This window comes from Microbacterium sp. ER1, from assembly GCF_023383675.1.
In the GTDB taxonomy this organism is placed as follows: Bacteria; Actinomycetota; Actinomycetes; order Actinomycetales; family Microbacteriaceae; genus Microbacterium.
The window spans coordinates 1-20988 of the sequence record NZ_QCXO01000132.1; the positions used below are offsets into that span (position 1 = coordinate 1).

Annotated in this window: 18 protein-coding genes; 9 read left to right on the forward strand and 9 right to left on the reverse strand. The window is 70.2% G+C overall.

Annotated elements, in window-relative coordinates; genetic code table 11:
- The 7 genes from BV453_RS07225 to BV453_RS07255 form a co-directional block, all read right to left on the reverse strand.
- Positions 1-1633, reverse strand: a 1633-nt coding sequence (locus BV453_RS07225; RefSeq protein WP_249521225.1) for an AarF/ABC1/UbiB kinase family protein, incomplete at its 3' end; no start/stop codon positions are given.
- Positions 1634-1678: 45 nt separating this feature from the next.
- On the reverse strand, positions 1679-2302 hold the full coding sequence (locus BV453_RS07230; protein WP_249521226.1) for a PadR family transcriptional regulator: 624 nt from the start codon (positions 2300-2302) through the stop codon (positions 1679-1681).
- A 71-nt stretch (positions 2303-2373) separates the two neighbouring features.
- Positions 2374-3285 carry an ROK family protein gene (locus BV453_RS07235; protein ID WP_249521227.1) on the reverse strand — a complete coding sequence of 304 codons (912 nt, stop codon included), beginning with the start codon at positions 3283-3285 and terminating at the stop codon, positions 2374-2376.
- The gene (locus tag BV453_RS07240) at positions 3282-3965 is read right to left on the reverse strand and encodes a putative N-acetylmannosamine-6-phosphate 2-epimerase (protein WP_249521228.1); all 684 of its coding nucleotides are present in this window, start codon (positions 3963-3965) and stop codon (positions 3282-3284) included. Before BV453_RS07240 ends, BV453_RS07235 begins: the two co-directional genes overlap by 4 nt.
- The gene (locus BV453_RS07245; protein WP_025104068.1) at positions 3962-4828 is read right to left on the reverse strand and encodes a carbohydrate ABC transporter permease; all 867 of its coding nucleotides are present in this window, start codon (positions 4826-4828) and stop codon (positions 3962-3964) included. The genes BV453_RS07240 and BV453_RS07245 overlap by 4 nt, the downstream gene beginning before the upstream one ends.
- Positions 4815-5783, reverse strand: coding sequence for a carbohydrate ABC transporter permease (locus BV453_RS07250; RefSeq protein WP_249521229.1), 969 nt, complete (start codon positions 5781-5783; stop codon positions 4815-4817). Before BV453_RS07250 ends, BV453_RS07245 begins: the two co-directional genes overlap by 14 nt.
- Before the next feature lie 10 nt (positions 5784-5793).
- A complete protein-coding gene (locus BV453_RS07255) occupies positions 5794-7083 on the reverse strand; it encodes an ABC transporter substrate-binding protein (protein WP_025104070.1) in 1290 nt (429 codons plus the stop codon).
- Positions 7084-7210: 127 nt separating this feature from the next.
- On the opposite strand from BV453_RS07255, the gene BV453_RS07260 reads away from it, so the two are divergent.
- The 3 genes from BV453_RS07260 (at position 7211) to BV453_RS07270 (ending at position 11199) form a co-directional block, all read left to right on the forward strand.
- Entirely contained in the window at positions 7211-7927 is a 717-nt protein-coding gene (locus BV453_RS07260; protein WP_144881505.1) for a GntR family transcriptional regulator, read from the forward strand.
- Positions 7928-7967: 40 nt separating this feature from the next.
- Positions 7968-9470, forward strand: a complete 1503-nt coding sequence (locus BV453_RS07265) for a DUF4127 family protein (protein ID WP_249521230.1) — start codon at positions 7968-7970, stop codon at positions 9468-9470.
- A gap of 127 nt (positions 9471-9597) precedes the next feature.
- Positions 9598-11199 carry a glycosyltransferase family A protein gene (locus BV453_RS07270; RefSeq protein WP_249521231.1) on the forward strand — a complete coding sequence of 534 codons (1602 nt, stop codon included), beginning with the start codon at positions 9598-9600 and terminating at the stop codon, positions 11197-11199.
- Between the two features lie 48 nt (positions 11200-11247).
- On the opposite strand, the gene BV453_RS07275 is transcribed toward BV453_RS07270, so the two are convergent.
- Positions 11248-12582, reverse strand: a complete 1335-nt coding sequence (locus BV453_RS07275) for an HNH endonuclease signature motif containing protein (RefSeq protein WP_249521232.1) — start codon at positions 12580-12582, stop codon at positions 11248-11250.
- A gap of 274 nt (positions 12583-12856) precedes the next feature.
- Between BV453_RS07275 and BV453_RS07280 the strand changes: the two genes are divergently transcribed.
- From BV453_RS07280 to BV453_RS07300, 5 genes are read left to right on the forward strand one after another with little or no spacing between them, the layout of a single operon-like run.
- The gene (locus BV453_RS07280) at positions 12857-13930 is read left to right on the forward strand and encodes an extracellular solute-binding protein (RefSeq protein WP_249521233.1); all 1074 of its coding nucleotides are present in this window, start codon (positions 12857-12859) and stop codon (positions 13928-13930) included.
- 35 nt (positions 13931-13965) lie between these two features.
- The gene (locus BV453_RS07285) at positions 13966-14985 is read left to right on the forward strand and encodes an ABC transporter ATP-binding protein (protein ID WP_126893704.1); all 1020 of its coding nucleotides are present in this window, start codon (positions 13966-13968) and stop codon (positions 14983-14985) included.
- A gap of 1 nt (position 14986) precedes the next feature.
- On the forward strand, positions 14987-16846 hold the full coding sequence (locus BV453_RS07290; protein ID WP_308195702.1) for an iron ABC transporter permease: 1860 nt from the start codon (positions 14987-14989) through the stop codon (positions 16844-16846).
- A complete protein-coding gene (locus tag BV453_RS07295) occupies positions 16843-17865 on the forward strand; it encodes a LacI family DNA-binding transcriptional regulator (RefSeq protein WP_249521234.1) in 1023 nt (340 codons plus the stop codon). Before BV453_RS07290 ends, BV453_RS07295 begins: the two co-directional genes overlap by 4 nt.
- A 42-nt stretch (positions 17866-17907) precedes the next feature.
- On the forward strand, positions 17908-18786 hold the full coding sequence (locus tag BV453_RS07300) for a metallophosphoesterase (RefSeq protein WP_249521235.1): 879 nt from the start codon (positions 17908-17910) through the stop codon (positions 18784-18786).
- Between the two features lie 4 nt (positions 18787-18790).
- Here BV453_RS07300 and BV453_RS07305 read toward each other — a convergent pair whose 3' ends face one another.
- Positions 18791-19303, reverse strand: coding sequence for a hypothetical protein (locus BV453_RS07305; protein ID WP_249521236.1), 513 nt, complete (start codon positions 19301-19303; stop codon positions 18791-18793).
- Positions 19304-19443: 140 nt separating this feature from the next.
- Here BV453_RS07305 and BV453_RS07310 point away from each other — a divergent pair, with 140 nt between their 5' ends.
- Positions 19444-20946 (forward strand): SulP family inorganic anion transporter, encoded by a 1503-nt coding sequence (locus BV453_RS07310; protein ID WP_249521237.1) that lies wholly within the window; start codon positions 19444-19446, stop codon positions 20944-20946.
- The last annotated feature ends 42 nt before the right edge of the window (positions 20947-20988 follow it).

Genomic DNA, 20988 nt, shown 5'->3' on the forward strand with positions numbered 1-20988 from the left:
GGAGCGGACCGACGAGCAGCGCCCCGCCGATGAGCATCGCCGCGAACAGGACCCCGGAGGCGATCCGCCGCGCGATACCCTCCAGCCGGTCGAGGCGGCGCTCCAGACGCGAGGTGTCGAAGGAGACGTTGCCGTCGTCGACGCGGGTGATGATGTCGTCGATGCGCTTCGGGAGCCGCCAGGTCGTGGCCGCGTTCGCCATCGCCTGCTGCGCCATGTCCTGCATGAGGGTGCCGGACTCGTCGCGGAGCAGCCGCGCGGCATACGGCTCGGCCGCGTCCCACACGTTGAACGCGGGATCGAGGCCGCTGCACATGCCGGACGTGAGGGACACGGCCCGGATGAGGAGCAGCATGTCCTCGGGGAGCTGCAGCGGAAGCCGCCGCACCATGTCGCCGAACTCCTCGGCGAAGTCGGTGAACTCCCGCGGGTCCACCCGGCTCAGCTCCGCGAACCCCATCCCGCCGAAGCGCGCGAAGAGGGCGGTCAGCGCCCGCTCCAGCTCGCCCGTGTCGGCCGTGGGGAGCAGCACGCCGATCTCCTTCGCGGCGCGGACGAGGCCGCGACTGTCCCGCGCTGTCACCGCGATGAGGAGGGTCCGCAGTCCCTGCCGGAGATTGTCGGAGACCTCGGCCATCATGCCGAAGTCGATGAACGTCAGCCGGAAGCCCCCTTGAGTCCCTGAGCCCCCCTGGGTCCCTGAGCCCGTCGAAGGGACCGGCGTGACGAAGATGTTGCCGGGGTGGGGGTCGGCGTGCACGAACCGGTGCGTGAACACCTGGTCGAACATGACCTCGGCGAAAGCGTCGGCGACAGCGGAGGGGTCGATGCCTGCCGCCCGGAGCGCCGCGGTGTCGTTGATCTTGATCGCCGTCACGTCGGACAGCGTGAGCACCCGGCGGGTCGTGCGCTCCCAGACGATCTCCGGAGCGGCGACGCGCGGGTCGTCGGCGAAGTTCTCGCGGAACCGCTCGGCGCTGCGGGCCTCGTGGAGGTAGTCGATCTCCTCCATGCTCGTGACGGCGAACTCCTCCACGAGGGCGGGGGCGTCCACGCGGTCGGCGACGATCCGGACCCGGGTGAGCCACCGCGCGACCCGGCGGAGGGCGGCGAGGTCGACGGCGACGATCTCGTCGATGCCCGGGCGCTGCACCTTGACCACCACCTCGTCGAGCCCGGTGTCCTCCGCGTCGAGCGCCGAGAGGCGGGCACGGTGCACCTGGCCGAGGGACGCGGCCGCGACGGGGGTGTCGTCGAACCAGGTGTACACCCGCTCGAGCGGCATGCCCAGCTCGGCCTCCGCGAGCGCCCGGATCTGCGGAGTGGGCACGGCGGGGACCTCGTCCTGCAGCCCCTCCAGCTCGGCCGTGATCTCGGGCGGGAGCACATCGAGGCGCGAGGACATGAACTGCCCGACCTTGATCATGAGGCCGCCGAGTTCGACCGCGAGCGTGTGGAACCGCCGCGCGAACCGCTGCATGCGGCGGGCGCGCGTGCGCTCCGCGACGGAAGACAGCCCGAACCGCGGAAGGACGAGCTCGAACCACCAGATCTTCAGGAACTCACGGCTCGCGAACGACAGGATGCGGCGGTACCGGGCTCGGTGAGGACCCTGTGCCGCCGCTGCCGTCATCGCGTCATCCTTCCGCCGTTCCGCACCGGACGCCGCACGACGCGGTCAGTCCTGGGCGAGGATCGTGTACAGCCTACGGCGGGCCTCGTCGAGCACCTCGATGGCCTGCTGCACCTGCTCCGCGGAGCCGCTGCGCCCGACCTGTGCGGCCGCGGCGGCGAGGTCGACCCCGGCCTTGGGCAGAGCGCTGTACCGGGCGTCACGGCTGTGGTCCTTGTCGGAGGACGGCACCCACGGCGGGGTCTCGGTGCTCTCCGCGGCGACGGCCCGGCCGGCCTCCGTGAGGGCGTAGGTCTTGCGACCGTTCTGCTCCTCGGCCTCGATCAGACCCTCGTCGGCGAGGAGCTGGAGCGTCGGGTAGACGGAACCTGCGCTCGGCTTCCAGGTGCCGCCGCTGCGCTCGGCGATCTCGTTGATGATCTGGTAGCCATGCATCGGTCGCTCGGTGAGGAGCGAGAGGACGGCGGCGCGCACATCCCCGCGGGCCATGCGCGACCCGCCGGAGGGACGCGACTCGAACGACTTGCGGAGCTGGTCCATCGCCTCGAACAGCGCTCCGGCCGGACCCTGCGAGCCCCCGAAGAGGTTGCCGAGGCCGCCGGCGAAGTCGCCGCCGTTACTGCCGTTGCCGCTGCCGCCGAACGGGGTGGAGGGGAATGCGTTGTTCATGATGACCTCCCAGTCGTGAACGATACTCAACGATATATCGTTAACGCTGAATGCGGGGTGGGAATCCGGACTCAGGCCGGCGCCAGCACCGCGGCCCCGGTGACGGTCGCATCGACCCCGAGCTCCGCCGATCGCACCCGGGCTGTCGACGGCCCCGGCATCGCCGCCGCGCGGTAGGCGCGGGCGACCTCGGCGAGATACCGCTCCCCGATGGCCGCCACGCCGCCGCCGACGGCGACGACCTCGACGTCCAGGAGCGCCTGCGCCCCGGCGAGCGCGCGACCGAGGAACGCCGCCCCCTCCGCGATCACCTCCTCGGCGACCGCATCCCCGGCACGAGCGGCCGCGTCCACCTCCCGCAATGTGCGCGCCATGCCGGTGCGCTCGCGGTACGTCTGCTCCAGCGCCGGACCGGAGGCCACGGCCTCGACGTGCCCGACCCTTCCGCAGCCGCATCGACGACCGGCCAGTCCTGGCGGGAGGGCGAGCTCGGTGTGCCCGACCGATCCCGCCGTGCCTGTCGCGCCCGCGCGAAGACCGTCCGGGAGGACGACGGCTCCCCCGATGCCGGTGCCGACCGTGACCATCAGCAGACCACGCGCTCCCCGACCCGCCCCTGCCGTGGCCTCCGCGACCGCCGCCGCGTGCACGTCATTGACGACCGCCACCGGGGCATCGAGGGCTCGGACGAGCGCCGCACGCAGCGGGAAGCCCGCCCAGCCGCTGATCGCATCGGTCGCGGAGGTGATGCCGCCGTCCTGATCGACCACGCCCGCGGTGCCCACGCCGACCGCCGCGAGCGGCTCCCCGCCGCGGATCACATCGATCGCATCGACGACCGCCCGCACGATGGCCTCGCCGCCCTCCCGGGCCGGCGTCGACAGGGTGTGCACGGCCGTGGCGCGACGGCGCGCCCCGCCCGGCTCCGCACGGAACCCCGCGACGGCGATCTTCGTGCCGCCGATGTCGACCCCGACGATCACACCCGCTCCCGGGCGGCCGGCGTCACCGCGACGAATCGACGCGTGAGGGCGATCGGATCGGTGATCGCTCCGCCGACGACGACCGCGAAGGCCCCGGCGTCGAAGGCCGCGCGCACCTGCGCAGGGGTCTGGTAGCGCCCCTCGGCGATGGTCGGGATCCCCGCAGCGACGAGCGCGGCCACGAGGTCGAGGTCCGGGTCGTCCTGTCGCGGAGAGTGCGGGGTGTAGCCGGACAGGGTCGTGCCGACGACCGCCGCCCCCGCCGCCCACGCGCGCTCGCCCTCCGCGACCGTCGACACGTCGGCCATCACGGGCCGCCCCGTCGCCGCGGCGATCTCCCCGATGAGCCGGAAGTCCGTGCCGAGCTGCTCCGTCGTGGCGTCCACCGCGATGATGTCGGCACCGGCCTCCGCCAGCCCCGCGGCGAGCGCGCGTTTCGGGGTGATGACGTTGCGGACGCCGTTCCAGACCTTGTGGAGCCCGATGATCGGCGCATCGGTCACCGGTCGCACCCGACGGATGTCCTCCGGCCCGTTGAGCCGCAGGCCACTCGCGCCGCCGAGAAGCGCCGACTCGGCGAGCGCGCCGATGACGTGGGTGTCTCTCGCGGGGGCTCCTGCGGAGGCCTGGACCGAGGCGACGAGCCGGCCGCGGAGGAGGGCGAGGGATTCATGGGTCACTTGAGGGCTCCTGCACTGGCACCGCCGATGAAGAACTTCTGGCCGAGGAGGAAGATCGCCACGGCCGGGAGCGTGAACATCACGCACGCGGCCATGAGCGGCCCCCAGGCCACGTCGTTCTCCCCGAAGAAGGCGTACAGACCGATGGACAGCGTGTACGTCGACTGGTCGTTGAGGTAGATGAGGGGATTGAGGAAGTCGGTCCACGCCCAGACGAACTGGAAGATCGCGGCGGTCACGATGGCCGGACGCGCCAGGGGCAGGACGATCGTCGCGTAGGTGCGGAACTCGGAGGCACCGTCCAGACGGGCGGCCTCGATGAGCTCGTCCGGCACCGCGAGGAGGAACTGCCGGATCATGAAGATGAAGAACGGCGTGCCCAGGAACGCGGGGACGATGAGCGGGAGATAGGTGTTCGTCGCCTCCAGCCCGTTCCACACGAGGAACAGCGGGATCAGCGTGACCTGCGGCGGCAGCATCATCGTGGCGAGCACGAGGATCAGGAGCGGCCGGGCACCGCGCCACTTCACCTTCGCCAGCGCGTAGGCGACGAGGGGGCACGAGATGACCGTGCCGAGGATGCTCATGCCCGAGACGAAGAGCGTGTTGGCGAGGTAACGCCACACCGGGATCTGCGCGAACGCCTCGGCGAAGTTGGCCGTCGTCCACTCGGCGGGCAGCAGGGTGGGCGGGGAGGAGAAGACGTCGCCTGGTGTCTTGAACGCGGTCGACAGCATCACCAGCAGCGGGAACAGGAACAGCAGCGCGAGCAGCGTCACCGCGATCTGCTGCCGGACGCGGCGGAGCGTGCGCCGGGTGCGCCGGGGCCGGCGCACCGGTGCGGAGATGTCAGCGTGCACCATCGTGGACCCACTTCCTCGAGGTCGCGAGCACGACGAGGCTCACGGCGAGCGTGATGATGAACAGCGTCCACGCCATGGCGGAGGCGTAGCCCATCTTCAGGAACACGAACGCGTTCTGGTACAGGTACATCGCGTAGGAGAGCATCGACTGCCCCGGCCCCGAGCCCGCCTGGTTGAGGCGCTCCTGGGACAGGATGTAGGGCTGCGTGAAGATCTGCAGGAACCCGATGATGCTCACGATCACCTGGAACAGGGTGACCGGGGAGACCGTGGGCCAGGTGACGTTCGTGAAGCGGCGCCACGCCCCCGCACCGTCGAGCTCGGCCGCCTCGTACAACTCCTTCGGCACCTCCTGCAGGGCGGCGAGGTAGATGATCATGGTGCCGCCGACGGTCCACAGCGACATGAGGATGATGGCGGGCTTCGTCCACTCCGGCTGCTGCAGCCAGGCCGGCCCCTCGATGCCGAACCACGACAGGAAGTGGTTGATGAAGCCGTACTGGGCGTTCAGCAGCCAGCGCCACAGGTAGCCGCCGACGACGACCGGCACGATCGAGGGCAGGTAGACGAGCGCGCGGTAGAGCGGCTGGCCCCGCACGGGTGTGTTCAGCAGGTGCGCGCCGGCGAGCGCGATGCCGATCGCGAGCGGCACGCCGAACACGGTGAGCACGGCCGTGTTGGCGAGCGACTTCCAGAACACCCCGTCGGCGAACATCTGGGTGTAGTTGTCCAGCCCCACCCACTCCGGCGCCTGGAACAGATTGAAGTCGGTGAAGCTGTAGTACGCCGACGCCGCGATCGGATAGGCGAACAGGAACAGGAAGCCGACGATGAACGGCGACGCGAAAGCCAGGCCGATCAGCGTGGTCCGGCGGCTGCGGCGCCGCCGGACGGGAGCGCCGGGTCCGGCAGGAGCGTTCTCCTGCCGGACCCGGGGTGCTGTTGCCGTGGTCACGAGGACCGGCTCACTTCGAGGCGTAGGAGGCCATGCGCTCCTCGACGGTCGCGATCGCCTCCTCCGGGGTGGCGGTCAGTCGCACGACCTCGTCGAACGCGGTCGCGAGGTCGGTCGCGTACTCGGCGCTGTACGGACGGCTCGCCAGGGACTTCGCGTTCGGGGACGACGCGGCCTCCGCCCAGACGCCGAAGTCCTGCAGCTCGTCGAACGCGGCGCTGCCGGCGAGGGAGGAGCGGCCGGGGAGGTTGCCGAGGGCGACGGCGAACTTCTCCATGGGCTCGTCGCTCACGAGGTAGGCGAGGAAGGTGGCCGCCTCCTCCTTGTGCTTCGAGTTCGCGGGGATGAAGAGGGTGCTCGCGGTGACCTGCGTGCTGTTCTCCAGGTCCGGAGAGGCGGCGGGGATCGCGGTCACGCCCCACTCGAAGTCGGGGGCGATCTTGGCGGCGCTGGCCGACCGCCACTCGCCGTCGATGATCATGGCGACCTGGCCGCTGAAGAACGGGTCCTGCGCAGAGAGGTACTCGCCCTGTCCGGAGACGAACGTGGCCATGGCGTCGGCGCCGACCGGCTCGATCACGTTGTCCTGATACCACTGCAGGGCCTCGAGGTTGCCGTCTTCCGCGGGGGTCGGGCCGTCCTCGCCGTCCCAGCTCCCGCCGAAGGCGTAGCCGAGGGTCGTGAGGGTGGTGCTGTCGTTCGCCGAGCCGAGTCCGAGCTGCGTGATCTTGCCCGACGCATCCTTCTTGGTGAGCTTCGGGATGGCGGCGGCGAGCTCGTCCATCGTGGTCGGCGGGGTGACCCCGGCCTCCTCCAGGAGCTGCGGGTTGTAGAGCAGCTGGAAGCTGTGGATGGCGATCGGCAGCGAGTAGATCTTGCCGTCGTAGGTCATCTGCTCCATGGCGCTGGGGACGAAGTCGTCGACATCGATGTCCTCGGCGGCGATCGCCTCGTCGAGCGGCGCGAGGATGCCCTTCGAGGCCCAGGCGCCGACGGTGTTGCCGAAGTTGTCGGAGATGTCGAAGGAGCCGTTCGACGACGACATCGACGTGAGCTGCTTCTGGGTGTCGGGGCTGGAGACGCCCGTGACGACGATGTCGTCCTGACTGGCGTTGAAGTCGGCGATGATCGCCTCCAGCGCCTTCGCCTCCTCGCCTCCCCACAGGTACGAGAACGTGATCTCGGTGGGGCCGTCCGCGTCACCGCCGCCGCCGGCGCAGCCGCTCAGGGCGACGATCGTCGCCGTGCCCAGCGCCCCGGCGACCAGGACGCGTCGGCGCATGTTGTGCTTCACGTGCATGGGGATTCTCCGCTCATCGTTGACCGTGCAAAGGATTGGAATAGACCAATTAAGAACCGCTGAGAGGAGACATTGACACAATCCCGGGTGATCGTCAAGATTGGGTTAGTCCAAACGAGGGGGAACCATGGCGGCGATCGAGGGCGTCACGAAGCACGAACGCGTGCGGCGGCATCTGGAGAAGGTCATCGACCAGGGGCTCGCACCCCACGAGAAGCTGCCGACGGAGCGCGAACTCGCGGAGTCGCTCGAGGTGAACCGGCAGACGGTGCGTCGCGCCCTCGACGAGCTCGAACGGGACGGCCTCGTGTACCGGCTGCAGGGAGCGGGCACCTTCGTGAGCGCCTCGCGGATCAGCAAGGCGTTCGAGCTGACCTCGTTCTCGGAGGACATGCTCGCCCGCAACATGCGACCCGGCTCCCTCTCCGTCGACGTGGGCACCGCGGCAGCCGGGCAGACCGCAGGGTACGCCTTGAACCTCAGCCCGCAGTCGCCCGTCGTCCGGATCCGCCGGGTGCGCACCGCCGACGACATCCCGATCTGCCTGGAGGTGTGCTCGATCGCGGCCGACGCGGTGCCGGGCCTGGAGGACGGCATCGAGGGCGACTCGCTCTACGACGACCTGCGCACCCGTTTCGGCATCACCGCCGTGCGCGCCGACCAGGAGATCCACGCGGTCGTCCTCGACGAGGAGCAGGCGGCCGCGCTGCAGACGCCGCCGTTCTCGCCCGCCTTCCTCGTGAAGCGCACGACCTACGACGCCCGCAGCCGCCCGATCGAGTACGCCGAGTCGGTGTACCGCGGCGACCGCTACTCGTATCTCGTCTCCATCGCCCGCCCCTGATCCCCGATCTGCGACCCCCTTCACCGACGAAAGGCTCCTCGTGTCCGACCCGATCCTCCGCCCGCGCATCGCGCTGCTGCCCCTCGACGACCGCCCGGTGAACGTCAAGCTCCCGGGAGACGTCGCGGCCGTCGCGGGCGTGACCCTCGACGTTCCGCCCGCCGAGATCCTCCCCTCCTACCGGACCGCGGGCGACGCCGACGGGCTGGGCGCCTGGCTGCGCGAGCGTGCCGCGGATCCGGCCACCGTGCACCTGGTGGTGTCGGTGGACATGCTGCTCTACGGGGGCCTCATCGCGAGTCGCACGAGTCATGACACCACTCGCGACGTGCTGGCGCGCCTGGACGTGCTGCGCGAGGTGCGGCGGATGCGGCCCGACCTGCCGATCTCGGCGGTGTCGCTGGTGACCAGGGCGAGCAACTCCTACTCCGCGGCCGAGGAGCCGACCTACTGGACGGAGCACGGCAAGGAGATCCACGCGCTCGGCGGCGACGCGCACCGGCTGCTCGGCGAGACCGAGGTGCTGCCGCTCGACGAGCTGACTCCGGTGCCCGCCGCGGTCGTCTCCGATTACTCGTCTCGGCGGCTGCGCAATCACATCGTGAACCTCTCCACGCTCGGCCTCGTGGAGGACGAGACCCTCGACTTCCTGGCGATCACCGCCGACGACACCGCCCCCTTCGCGGCGGGAAGCGCGGAGCAGGTCTGGCTCCGGCACTGGATGCGGATGCTGCCGTCGGGCCGGCGCGTGCTGATGTACCCGGGGGCCGACGAGGTCGGGGCCGCGCTCGTCGCCCGGGCCCTCGCGGCGAACGCCGGGGTGACCGCCTCGTTCTCGGTGGCCTGCGCGGACGCCGCCGGCATGGAGCGCGTCCCGCCGTACGAGAACATGTCGCTCGCGGCCTCGGCGAGCCGGCAGATCCGCGCAGCCGGTGCCGAGGAGGTCGCCGCGGGAGGCGACGTCACCCTCGTGCTGCACGCCCCGGACCCCGACCGGCACGACATGTTCCGCGGGCGGCCGGAGGTCGTCGACGTCGAGGCCGTCGCGGGGACGGTCGCACTCGTGCGGGAGCGTCTGGAGGCGGGGGAGCATGTGGCCCTGGCCGACGTGCGCTACCCGAACGGCGCGGACGAGGCGCTCGTACGCGCGCTGGCGGAGGCCGGACTGCTCGGGCGCCTGGAGGCCTTCGGCGGGTGGAACACCGCCGGGAACACGCTCGGCAGCGTCGTCGCGGTGGCCGCCGCCGGAGTGGTGGGCCGGGCCACCGGCTCCTTCGACGAGCGCGCCGCGCGGATCGCCCTGCTCACGCGGCTGCTCGACGATTTCGCCTACCAGGCCGTGGTGCGCACCGATGCGGGTCCCTCCCTCTTCCCCGACATCTACCCGATGGCCGAGGATGCGCAGGTCGCGACGGCCGAGCGCGTCATCCGTGCGGAGCTTTCGGCCCTCCTGGAGTCGATGCTGCCCGCCGACGACGTGCGGATCGCGGAGCTGACCCTCCCCTGGCGGCGCTCGTTCGAGATCGGTCTCACCCTGCACTGATCCTCCACGGCGGCGGCATACACCCAGGACCGCCGCGAGCCTGGCGCGCTCCACAGGAAGGGATGGTTGGCTGGAATCTCCGGCGGGGGAGATTCGGGCCGGTCACGATCACAGGGGGATGACGTCCATGAGCAGTGCGACCGGGGACGAGGCGGCCGGGGGCCGCGTGCGGGTGAGCGTGGTGGTGCCGGTGTTCCGGCCGAAGGCGTCGTTCGACGACCTCATCGCCTCGCTCGACGCGCAGACGCTGCCCGCGGGGTCCTTCGAGGTCCTGCTCTGCGACGACGGCTCCGGCGAGGAGACGGCCGCGCGGCTCGAGAGCATCGCGAAGGACCGTCCGCACGTGCGTGTGCTGTCGCTGCCGCACTCCGGGTGGCCGGGCACTCCGCGCAACCGGGGTGTCGAAGAGGCCAGAGGGACGTACGTGCAGTTCGTCGATCAGGACGACCGGCTCTACCCGCGGGCGCTGGAGCGGCTGTGCGACTACGCGGACGAGAACGGCTCCGATGTCGTGGTCGGCAAGGAGGTGGGCGTCGGACGGAAGCTGCCCGCGAAGATCTTCCAGCGCGACATCCCGCATGCCGCCCTCGGGGAGGACCCGATCCTGGAGATGCTGACGCCGCACAAGATGTTCCGGACGGCCTTCCTGCGGGAGAACGGCATCCGCTTCCCCGACGGGAAGGTGCGGCTCGAAGACCATCTCTTCGTGATGCAGGCGTACTTCGCCGCTGACACGATCTCGGTGCTCGCGAGCGAGCCCTGCTATGCGTGGGTGAAGGAGCCGGGGAGCGCGAGCTCGGCTCGCATCGAGCCGGAGTCGTACTTCCCGCATCTGGAGACCGTGCTCGACGTGGTCGAGGCGAACACCGAACCGGGGAAGGTGCGGGATCGGCTGCTGCGCCACTGGTTCCGCGGCAAGATCCTCAACAGGATCGCCGGGCGACGGATGGTGAAGTACCCGGCGGAGTACCGCGACCGTCTGCTGGACGTGGTCGTGCCGCTCACGCAGCGTCGTTTCGGACCCGGCGTGGATGCCGGGCTGTCGTTCCCGCAGCGCATCCGGGCCGCTCTGCTGCGCGCCGATCGCCGCGACGACCTGCTCGCACTCGCCGCCTTCGAGGCCGAGACGACCTGCACCGCCGCCGTGACCTCGGCGCGCTGGTCGCGGGGAGGGCTGCAGCTGACCGTGCGCGTCCGCGTGCGTCGGAACGGCGAAGAGGCCTTCGTGTTCGAGACGGTCGGCTCGGCGGATCATCTGCTGTCCCTCCCGCTGTCGACGACGGAGGACCTTCCCTCGGGCCTGCTGAACGCCCGCAAGGAGCGCCGTGCCGACCGGGTCGACGTGGTCGCGCAGGACACCCCGGAGCCGGGCCAGGCCGCGGAGTCCACCGCGGGTTCGGAGCGCAAGGTCGGCGGGCGCCGACCGAAGCGCCTCGACGCGGTTCCCGTCGCCGTGGACCCCATGAAGGTGTTCCGCGAGGACGGTGCGCGCGACGCCGATCTGTCGGTCGCGGTCCGCGTGGCCGGCTGGGTGTTCACGGCGCCACTGACGGCCGCCCCGGACGTGGTCGCACACCTCGGCCGCTCGCCCCTTCTCGCGGGCCGGCGGGTCGAACTCGTGCGGAACGACGACGGCAGCCTGCGCCTGCACCGGGAATGGCCCGGAGGCGCCTGGCGTGACGCCCTGGCACGCACCGCGCGACGCGTGCGCTCCCGCCTCCGCCGCTGACAGCCCCACAACGCCCCGCGCCCGAACTCGCGTGCCTGCGCACCGCACTCAGGCCGCGACATCGAAGCGTGCCCGTCCGCCCAGCCGCGGCGTGCGCTCCGGGTCGACCCACCGCGGCGGAAGAAACCACGGCCGGCCGCTCACACCGGAACCCTCGATGACGATCTCCCACCCGTTGTCATGGATACGGTGGTGACAGGTCTCGCAGAGCAGGATCCCGTTCGAGAGATCGGTCGGACCTCGGTCGCGCTGCCACCAGCGGAGGTGATGAGCCTTCGTCATCCCCGGCGGGAGCCCGCACATGGCGCACCCGCCATCCCGCTCGGCGAGCGCCAGGCGTTGGGCTCGTGTGAAGAGGCGCTTCTCGCGACCCCAGTCGAGCACTTCGCTCGCCCCGCCGAGGACGCAGGGGATGACGCCGCCGCTGGCCGCCATCCGCCGCGCGGCGCCGATGTCGATCACCTGGTCGAGCCCGTCGATCGTCGCCGACCCGGTGCCGGCCTGGAGATCGTCGAGGGACACGCGCACGACCACCGTCGCCCCCGCGAGCGGCACCCGATCACCGTCGCACCCGAGCACATGCCCGCAGAAGAGGGCCAGCGCATCGGCCTGGATCATCGCGACCGAGCGCCGGTCGGCGTCCGGCGACTCGGCGTCAGGGGCATCGAGGCGCGCGGCGAACACGGCGGACACGTGCCCGCGGATCGCGGTGACGACCGGCGCCGCGGTCTCGGCATCGAGCTGCGCGTGCAGGTGCACCATGCCGTCCCGTTCGAAGATGCGCAGTCCGCGCCGAGCGCGCTGCTCCTCCGCCCGCGGCGCCACGCCGTCGGGGTCGAGCCACGCTTCGGCGCGGAGGACGAGTTTGCGCACCGCATCGAGCTCGAGCCCCTCGGCTGTGGCGGCCAGCACGCGCTCCGCCTCCGCGATGCGTTCCGCTCCCGCAGCCACGCGACACCGGTCCAGCAGGGCGACGAGGAGTGCAGCCGCCGGCGCTCCGAGGGCACCCGACGCGAGCGCTTCCCGGAGGAGCGGGTACCGCGCGGGCAGCGGCGCGCCGAGCAGATCGCTTCGCGGGGCGGTCGCCTCTCCCACCTTCACCAGACGCTGCGCCTCGCCCGTCGAGATGCCTGTCATCGCGGCGATGAGATTCGCCGCCGTACGGTACCCGCGTTGCTTCGCCAGGCTGTCGGCACCGAGCTCGGCGCGCGACTCCCGGGCGATGCCGGCCGCCACGTCGACGTGCAGTGCATCGAGTCGGCGCCGCAGGAGTCCGATCGCGTCGGCGACGTCGACGAGCTGCGTGCGGGAGAGCTCAGGCGCATCACCCGCAGAGTCCCACGCCTGGTCGAGACGCTCCATCGCCTCGCGCAACCCAGACATTTTCGACATGCTTCATTTTATCTCCGAAGCGCCCGAATTTCGAAGCTTTGTTCTAATGGATGCCGGCATTTCGCCCCGGCCGACAGGGCACCTCGTCCCAGGTCCGACGCAGGCCCCCACCCGTTCACCTCATCGCATCCTCACGTTCACGCCGCGCGCCTATCTTGAGTGCGGACGCGCGACCGCGCTCACGAAACCAGACAATCTTTGTGCCTTCACCACAAGAACCGGTAGTGTCGCATCGACACACCTCGAAGGCGAGAAAGGGACGAACATGGCCGACAGGCAGCAGAGGCGCTGGGCGCTCATCGGATTGACGGCCGCGGCGGCGATCGCGCTCACCGGATGCACGGCGGGCGGCGACGGAGACGCGGGCGGCAGCGACGGCGGCTCCGGGGACACCCTCATCGTCTACACGAACTCCAACAGCGACGGCCGCGGTGAGTGGATCACCGAGAAGGCGGCGGACGCGGGCATCGACATCGAGATCGTGGGTCTCGGCGGCGCCGACCTGACGAACCGCATCATCGCGGAGAAGAACAACCCCGTCGGCGACGTGGTCTTCGGCCTGAACAACATGTTCTTCGAGCAGCTCAAGACCGAAGAGGCCATCACGGCCTACGAGCCGAGCTGGAGCGGTGAGGTGCCCGCGGACGCCGGCGACCCGAAGGACGGCGCGTTCTGGCCGCTCGTGGAGCAGGCGATCGTCACGGTCTACGACGAGAACCGCATCAGCGACGCGCCCACCGACCCCGACGACCTGTACACCGACGAGGCGTTCGCCGGCCGCTACGAGGTCAACCCCGCGCTCGGCCAGGCGACCCCGCAGCTCGTGCTCGCCAGCATGCTCACCCGTCACCTCGACGAGGACGGCGACCTCGGCGTGAGCGACGAGGGCTGGGACCTGGTGAAGTCGTACTACGCCAACGGCTCCCCCGCCGTGGAGGGCACCGACCTCTACGCCCGCATCACCCGCGACGAGGTGGACTACGGCGTGCTGCCGTCGAGCGGCATCTCCGCCCGCGACGAGGAGTACGGCACCAGCACCGGGATGATCGTGCCCGAGTACGGCGTCCCCTACGTGACCGAGCAGATCGCACAGATCAACGGCACGGACAACGAGGACAAGGCACAGGAGTTCATCGACTGGTTCGGCAGCGCCGAAGTGCAGGGCGAGTTCGCCGCGGAGTTCAACGCCATGCCGGTGAACGAGGGCGCGGTCGAGAAGGCCAACCCCGAGGTCGTCGAGCTCATGGGCACGCTCGACCGTCAGGACATCGACTTCGGTTTCGTGAGCGAGAACCTCGGCGCCTGGGTCGAGAAGGTCACGCTCGAGTACATCGGCTGACCCGCGCAGTCCCGCACCGGCAGAGAGAGAAGACGATGATCCGTTTCGACGACGTCGAGGTCGTGTTCGGCGACCACCGTGCGGTCTCGCACCTCGATCTGGAGATCCAGGAGGGTGAGTTCTTCACCCTCCTGGGTCCGTCCGGATGCGGCAAGACCACCGCCCTGCGCACGCTCGCGGGGTTCATCGAGCCGACCGGCGGCCGCATCCACATCGCGGGTCGCGACGTGACCCGCGTGCCGAGCGAGAAGCGCGGCGTGGGCATGGTGTTCCAGAACTACGCGCTGTTCCCGAGCATGAACGTGCGGGAGAACATCGCGTTCGGCCTCTCGGTGCAGAAGGTGTCGAAGGCCGAGCAGCGGCGGCGCGTGGACGAGGTCGCCGACCGCACCGGGCTCGCCGCGTCGCAGCTCGAGAAGAACGTGGCGGAGCTGTCCGGCGGCCAGCAGCAGCGCGTCGCCATCGCCCGGGCGCTCGCGCTCACCCCCAGCATCCTGCTCCTGGACGAGCCGCTGTCGAACCTCGACGCCAAGCTTCGCGTGCAGCTGCGCGAACAGCTCAAGGAGCTGCAGCACGAGGTCGGCGTGACCACCGTGTACGTCACCCACGATCAGGAGGAGGCGCTCACCCTCAGCGACCGCATCGCGGTGCTCGACGCCGGGACGCTGCAGCAGGTGGGCACGCCGGAGGAGATCTACGACCGCAGCGCGACACCCTTCGTCTGCCGGTTCATCGGCGAGAACAACCGGCTCAGCCCCGCGCAGCTCATCGCGATCGGTGCCGGCCTCGACGCCACGGCCGAGAGCTACGTGCGGCCGGAGAAGCTGCACCTCGCGTCGCCGTCCGCGGCCGCCGCCGGAGGCACGGCGTCGCTCGACGGCACCGTCGCGGAGCGCACGTACCACGGCAGCCACAGCGTCTACACGGTGTCGGCGGCCGACGGGACGCTCCGGGTGAGCGTGCCGGCCGCAGCGAGCGCGCACCGGTGGGACGTCGGCGACGCCGTGCGCATCGACGTCGACCCGCGGTGGATTCTGCAGTACCCGGCGGCGTGACATGAGCGCTCCGCAGAACGACTCCCGCCCGGTGCCGCCGCCGTCCGCGGCCATGACCGACGCCCCCGGCGCCCTGACCACCGAGGCCGCCGAGGCGGGCACCGCGACGAAGCCCCGCCTGCGCCGCGGACGGCCCGGCAGCGTGCGCGCGATGCTCCGCTCGCCGCTCGCCTGGGTGACCGGCATCGTCGTGGTCTGGTTCGCCGCCGCCTTCCTCGTGCTGCCGAACGCCGAGCTGCTCGCCGCGACCTTCTTCCCGGACGGCCAGTTCAGCATCCGCGCCGTCGAGAAGCTGCTCGGCAGCGAGCGCGCGCTGAAGACGCTCGGCAACAGCTTCCTCCTCGCGATCACGCTGTCCGTCACGGTCAACGTCGTCGGGGTGTTCATCGTGCTGGTGACGCAGTACTTCCAGGTGCGCGGCGCCAAGCTCCTCTGGCTCGGCTACGCCACGACCCTGATCTACGGCGGCATCGTGCTCGCCGCCGGCTACAACTTCATCTACGGGAAATTCGGCTTCATCACGAATCTGATGGTGAACATCTGGCCGGACATGAACCGGGACTGGTTCTCCGGCTACTTCGCGGTCGTGTTCGTGATGACGTTCGCGACGACGACGAACCACATGCTGTTCCTGTCCTCGTCGCTCGGCAAGGTGGACTACGCGTCGATCGAGGCCGCGAAGCTCATGGGCGCCTCGACCTGGACGATCCTGCGCCGCATCGTGCTGCCGGTCATGAAGCCGATGCTCTTCGCGGTCACGGTGCTGACGTTCCTCATCGGTCTCGGGGCCCTCACCGCGCCCCTCGTGCTCGGCGGGCCGGACTTCCAGACCGTCGCGCCTCTCATCATCGACCTGTCGCGCAGCCCGATCACCCGCGACATCGCGGCGCTGCTGGCGATCGTGCTCGGTGTCGCGACCATCATCCTGCTGGCGATCATGAACCGCGCCGAGAAGTCCGGCGTGTACTTCTCGGTGGCGAAGGTGGCGACGCCGATCCAGAAGCAGCGGATCCGCAACCCGTTCGCGAACACCGTCGTGCACGTGGTCGCCTACCTGCTCTGGGTGATCTACCTCATCCCGGTCGTGCTCATCGTGACCTTCTCCTTCGTGGACGCGCGGAGCATCCTCGCCGGATCGATCACGCTCGACAGCTTCACGCTCGACAACTACATCACCGTCTTCTCCAGCGCGGCGGCCCTCCGACCGTTCATCGTGAGCGTCGTCTACAGCGCCCTCGCCGCGGTCATCGTGGTGGGCGGGCTGCTGTTCGTGGCGCGGATGATGCAGAAGCACCGCAACCTGCTCACCACGGCCATCGAGTACGTGCTGCACATCCCCTGGATCCTGCCGATCGTGCTGATCGCGCTGGCCTTCGTGATGGCGTTCGACGCGCCGCAGCCGCTCGTGGGCAACATCGTGCTCACGGGGACGCCGGTGCTGCTGCTCGTCGCATACATCTGCGTGAAGATCCCCTTCACGCTGCGGCTGCTCAAAGCCGGGTTCGCGTCCGTGCCGGACTCCCTGGAAGACGCCTCGCGCATCCTCGGCGCCCGCTCGCTGACCACCTTCCGGCGCGTGCTCATCCCCCTCGTGCTGCCGACAGCGGCCGCGATCACGGCGCTGAACTTCAACAGCCTGCTCGACGACTACGACGCCGCGATCTTCCTCTACCACCCGCTGTACAAACCGCTCGGCGTCGCGATCCAGGAGAGCACGCGCGGGGAGAACAACCTCGACGCGATGCCCATCACGTTCGTCTACACCGTGCTGCTCATGATCATCATGGGTGTCACCATGTATCTCGTGTATGGACGAGGTTCGCGCGCCGGAGCGCGCCGCCGACGGAAGCAGCGCGCATGAGCGGGGCGGATGCCGGGACGCCCGCCCTGCGGGTCACGATCAGCGACGTCGCCGCGGCGGCCGGGGTGTCCCGCGCGACGGCGACCAGGGCGCTGAAGGGCGAGGGCCGTTTCGCACCGGAGACGCAGGAGCGCATCCTGGAAGCGGCCGAGCGACTCGGGTACGTGCGCAACACGATGGCCGCGGAGCTCGCCGCGGGACGCACCGGCACCGTCGGCCTCATGCTGCGCGACGCGAGCAACCCCGCGTACGGTCTCCTCTTCTCCCGGTTGCAGGAGGAGGCGCATCAGCGCGGCCTCGACCTCGTGACCGTGACGATCGGCGCCGACGAGCAGGGCGCCAAGCAGGTGAATGCGCTGCACCGGCTGCTCGGCATGCGGGTCGCGGGACTCATCGTCGCCACCGGCGGCATTTCCGCGGCGCAGCTCGAGCCGTTCGCCGACCAGGTGCCGATCCTCCGTGCCGGGCGCGTGGAGTCGGCGGGCCGTATTCACACCGCCCACTACGACGACGGGGGGCACGGACGTCTGCTCGCGGAGCACATCGTCGCGCTCGGTCACCGGACCGTCGTCGTGCTCGCCGGAAGCCCCGAGGCCTCCTACCCCGAGCACCTCCGCGCGCTCGCGATGCAGGAGGTTCTGACCGCGGCGGGCGTCGCCGTGACGATGATCTCGGCCGGCGCGCGTCCCGAGGACGGCGTCGACGAAGCCCTCGCCGCCGTGCGCGCCGGGGCGACCGCCGTCATGTGCGCCTCGGACTACCGGCAGCTCGCCGTCATGCGCGCCGCCCGCGCGGCCGGGCTCCGCGTGCCGGAGGACGTGAGCGTGACAGGCTGCGACGGCATCCTGCCCGGCGCCGATCTGCTCGGGCTCACCACACTGCGGATCCCCGTGGAGGCGGTGGCCGCGGCCGCCGTCGAGACCATGCAGCAGCTGCTCACCGCGGACGAGCCGGAGACACTCGTGCGCCGCTCGTTCACGGGAGCCCTCGTCCCCGGCTCCACGGCCGCCGCCGTCTGACATCTGCCCCGACCTGCCTCCGTCCGCCGACCAGGAAGAGACATGATCCTCACCGAACACCCTCGCCCGTCGCACACCTTCGTGCACATCTCCGACACGCACCTGCCGGGTGAACGGTCGCCGCTGTACGGCAGCGGGGCGGACGCCGACGCGAACCTGGCGGAGATGCTCGACCGGCTCGTCGCCTCGGGGCTCCGTCCCGACGCGCTGCTGTTCACGGGAGACCTGACGGACCGGGGCGATGCCGCCGCCTACCAGCGACTGCGCGAGCTCGTGACGCCCGCTGCCGATGCGCTCGGCTGCGAGGTCGTGTGGGCGGCCGGCAACCATGACGACCGCCGTGCCATGCGATCGGAGCTCGGACTCGCGGGGGCGGGTGACGAGCCGATCGTCGAGGTGCGGTGGTTCGGGGGGATGCGCGTCATCGTCGTCGATTCGACGGTGCCCGGCGCGCATTGGGGGGAGGTGCCGTCGTCGCAGCTGGATCGGCTGGAGGGAGAGCTGTCGACGGCGGCACCGCAGGGCACGCTGCTGCTCATCCACCATCCGCCCCTGCCGACGGTGCTCGACCTCGCCGTGACGGTCGAGCTGCGGGATCAGGACGCGCTGGCCGCGGTGCTGCGGGGGTCGGACGTGCGAGGCATCCTGTCGGGGCACGTGCACCATCCGTCGTTCGGCACCTTCGCCGGGATCCCCGTGGCCGTCGCCTCGTCGAGCGCGTACGGTCAGGACCTCGCGCAGCCCGTGGGTGCCACCCGCGGACAGGACGCCGCGCAGGGCTACAACCTCGTGCACGTGTACGCCGACACCATCGTGCACTCCGCCGTCTCGCTCGAGCGCGGGGCGGATGTCGGCGAGCCGGTCGCCGCCGACGAGGCCGGGCGACGGATCGCCGGCGTCGGGATCGACTGGCGGGACTAAGCCGTCACGAGGTCGTCATCGGCGTCACCTCGACGTCGATCGAGCCGAACGGGAACGGGCTGAACACGGTCCAGGAGTCGCCGGTGAACTGCTCGATCGGGATCAGCGCGAACCACACGTGCGAGACGACGATCGCGACCACAACGAGCAGCCCGACGCCGTACTGCGCCCACTCCAGGGTGCGCAGCGCCGCGCGCTCGTCGGTCGCCTTCATCACGCGACCGAGCGCGAGCAGCACGATGACGGCGATGGCGATGTAGACGAGGGGGCTCGGCGCGAGCGTCAGCTGGATGCACTGCGGAGCCTCGTCCACCGGCTGGCCCGCGGAATCGATGAACCCGCCGTTCGCGTCGACGCCGCCGGGGCAGATGCCCTTGCTGGCGGTCATGAACACGGGGTAGAGGAACGCGGCGATCAGCGACCAGAGGAGGACGCGGCGGATCGCGGCGATGACCACGGCGCCGGGGAGCGCGGCGGATGCCGTGTCCAGGGAGGTGGACGGGGCGAGCGACGACATGCGGGACTCCTCTCGGGGCGGTCGTGTTCATCCTGGCGGATGTGGAGGGTGGGTGGAAGGGGCACGGGGTGGGCGACTCGCGCATCAGTCCTAGGCTGGAACGTCTGCCTCTCCTCTGAGGCGCCTTCCCCTGGAGCTCCATGTCTGCAACGACGGTCGACGACCGCGCCCGCTATCGCGCCCACCCCTCGGTGCTCGACGCGCTGAAGAACCCGCGACTGCTGACGCGGGAGGTGCTGGCCGGGCTCGTCGTCGGACTCGCGCTCATCCCGGAGGCGATCGCGTTCTCGGTGATCGCGGGCGTCGACCCGAAGGTCGGCCTGTTCTCATCGTTCATCATGGCGGTGTCGATCGCGTTCCTCGGCGGGCGACCCGCGATGGTGACCGCGGCGACCGGTGCCGTGGCGCTCGTGATCGCTCCGGTCGCGCCGACGTACGGCCTCGACTACTTCATCGCGACGGTCATCCTCGCTGGCATCTTCCAGGTGGTCCTCGGGGTGCTCGGCGTGGCGAAGCTGATGCGCTTCATCCCGCGCAGCGTCATGGTCGGGTTCGTGAACGCGCTGGCCATCTTCGTGTTCAGCTCGCAGTTCCCGCAGCTCATCGACGTGCCGTGGCTCGTGTATCCGCTGGTGGCTCTCGGGATCGTGGTGATGCTCGTGATGCCGAAGCTCACCAAGATCGTGCCGGCGCCGCTGGTGTCGGTGATCATCGTGACCGGCGTCGTGCTCGCCTTCGGGATCACGGTGCCGACGGTCGGCGATCAGGGTGAGCTGCCGCGGAGTCTGCCGTCGCTGTTCATCCCGAACGTTCCGCTGACGTGGGAGACGTTCACGATCATCGCGCCGTTCGCGCTCGGGGTCGCGCTCGTCGGGCTCATGGAGTCGCTGCTCACCGCGAAGCTCGTCGACGAGATCACCGACACCCACTCGAACAAGACCCGGGAGTCGTGGGGGCAGGGCGTCGCCAACGTCCTGTCGGGGATCTTCGGCGGCATGGGCGGGTGCGCGGTGATCGGTCAGACGATGATCAACGTGAAGGCGTCAGGCGCGCGGACCCGCATCTCGACGTTCTGCGCCGGTCTGTTTTTGTTCGTGTTGGTCGTGGTGTTCGGTGACTTCGTCGGGACGATCCCGATGGCGGCGCTCGTGGCCGTGATGATCATGGTCGCGATCGGGGCGTTCGACTGGCACAGTGTGCGGCCGTCGACGTTGAGGCGGATGCCGAAGAGCGAGACGTTCGTGATGATCGCGACGGTGGTGCTAGTGCTGATCACGCACAACCTGGCGGTCGGGGTTGTTGGTGGGGTGCTCGTCGCGTCGGTGCTGTTCGTGCGGCGGGTGGCGCACTTCGTTTCGGTTCGCCGAGTGCTGGGGCCGGCGGGCGATGTGGTGACGTACGTCGTCGAGGGGGAGTTGTTCTTCGCGTCGAGCAATGACCTGACGACGTTGTTCTCGTATACGGAGGATCCGTCACGCGTGGTGATCGACCTGTCGGGATCGCACGTGTGGGATGCGTCGACGGTTAAGGCGTTGGATGCGATCGAGACGAAGTATCAGGCGTCGGGGAAGACGGTGGAGATCGTCGGGATGAATGACTGGAGCGGGACGATGCACGGGCGGTTGACGGGCGGGTTCGAGTAGACCCCCCGGGCGACGGAGCGCTGCTAACCCCAAGCAGCTGTG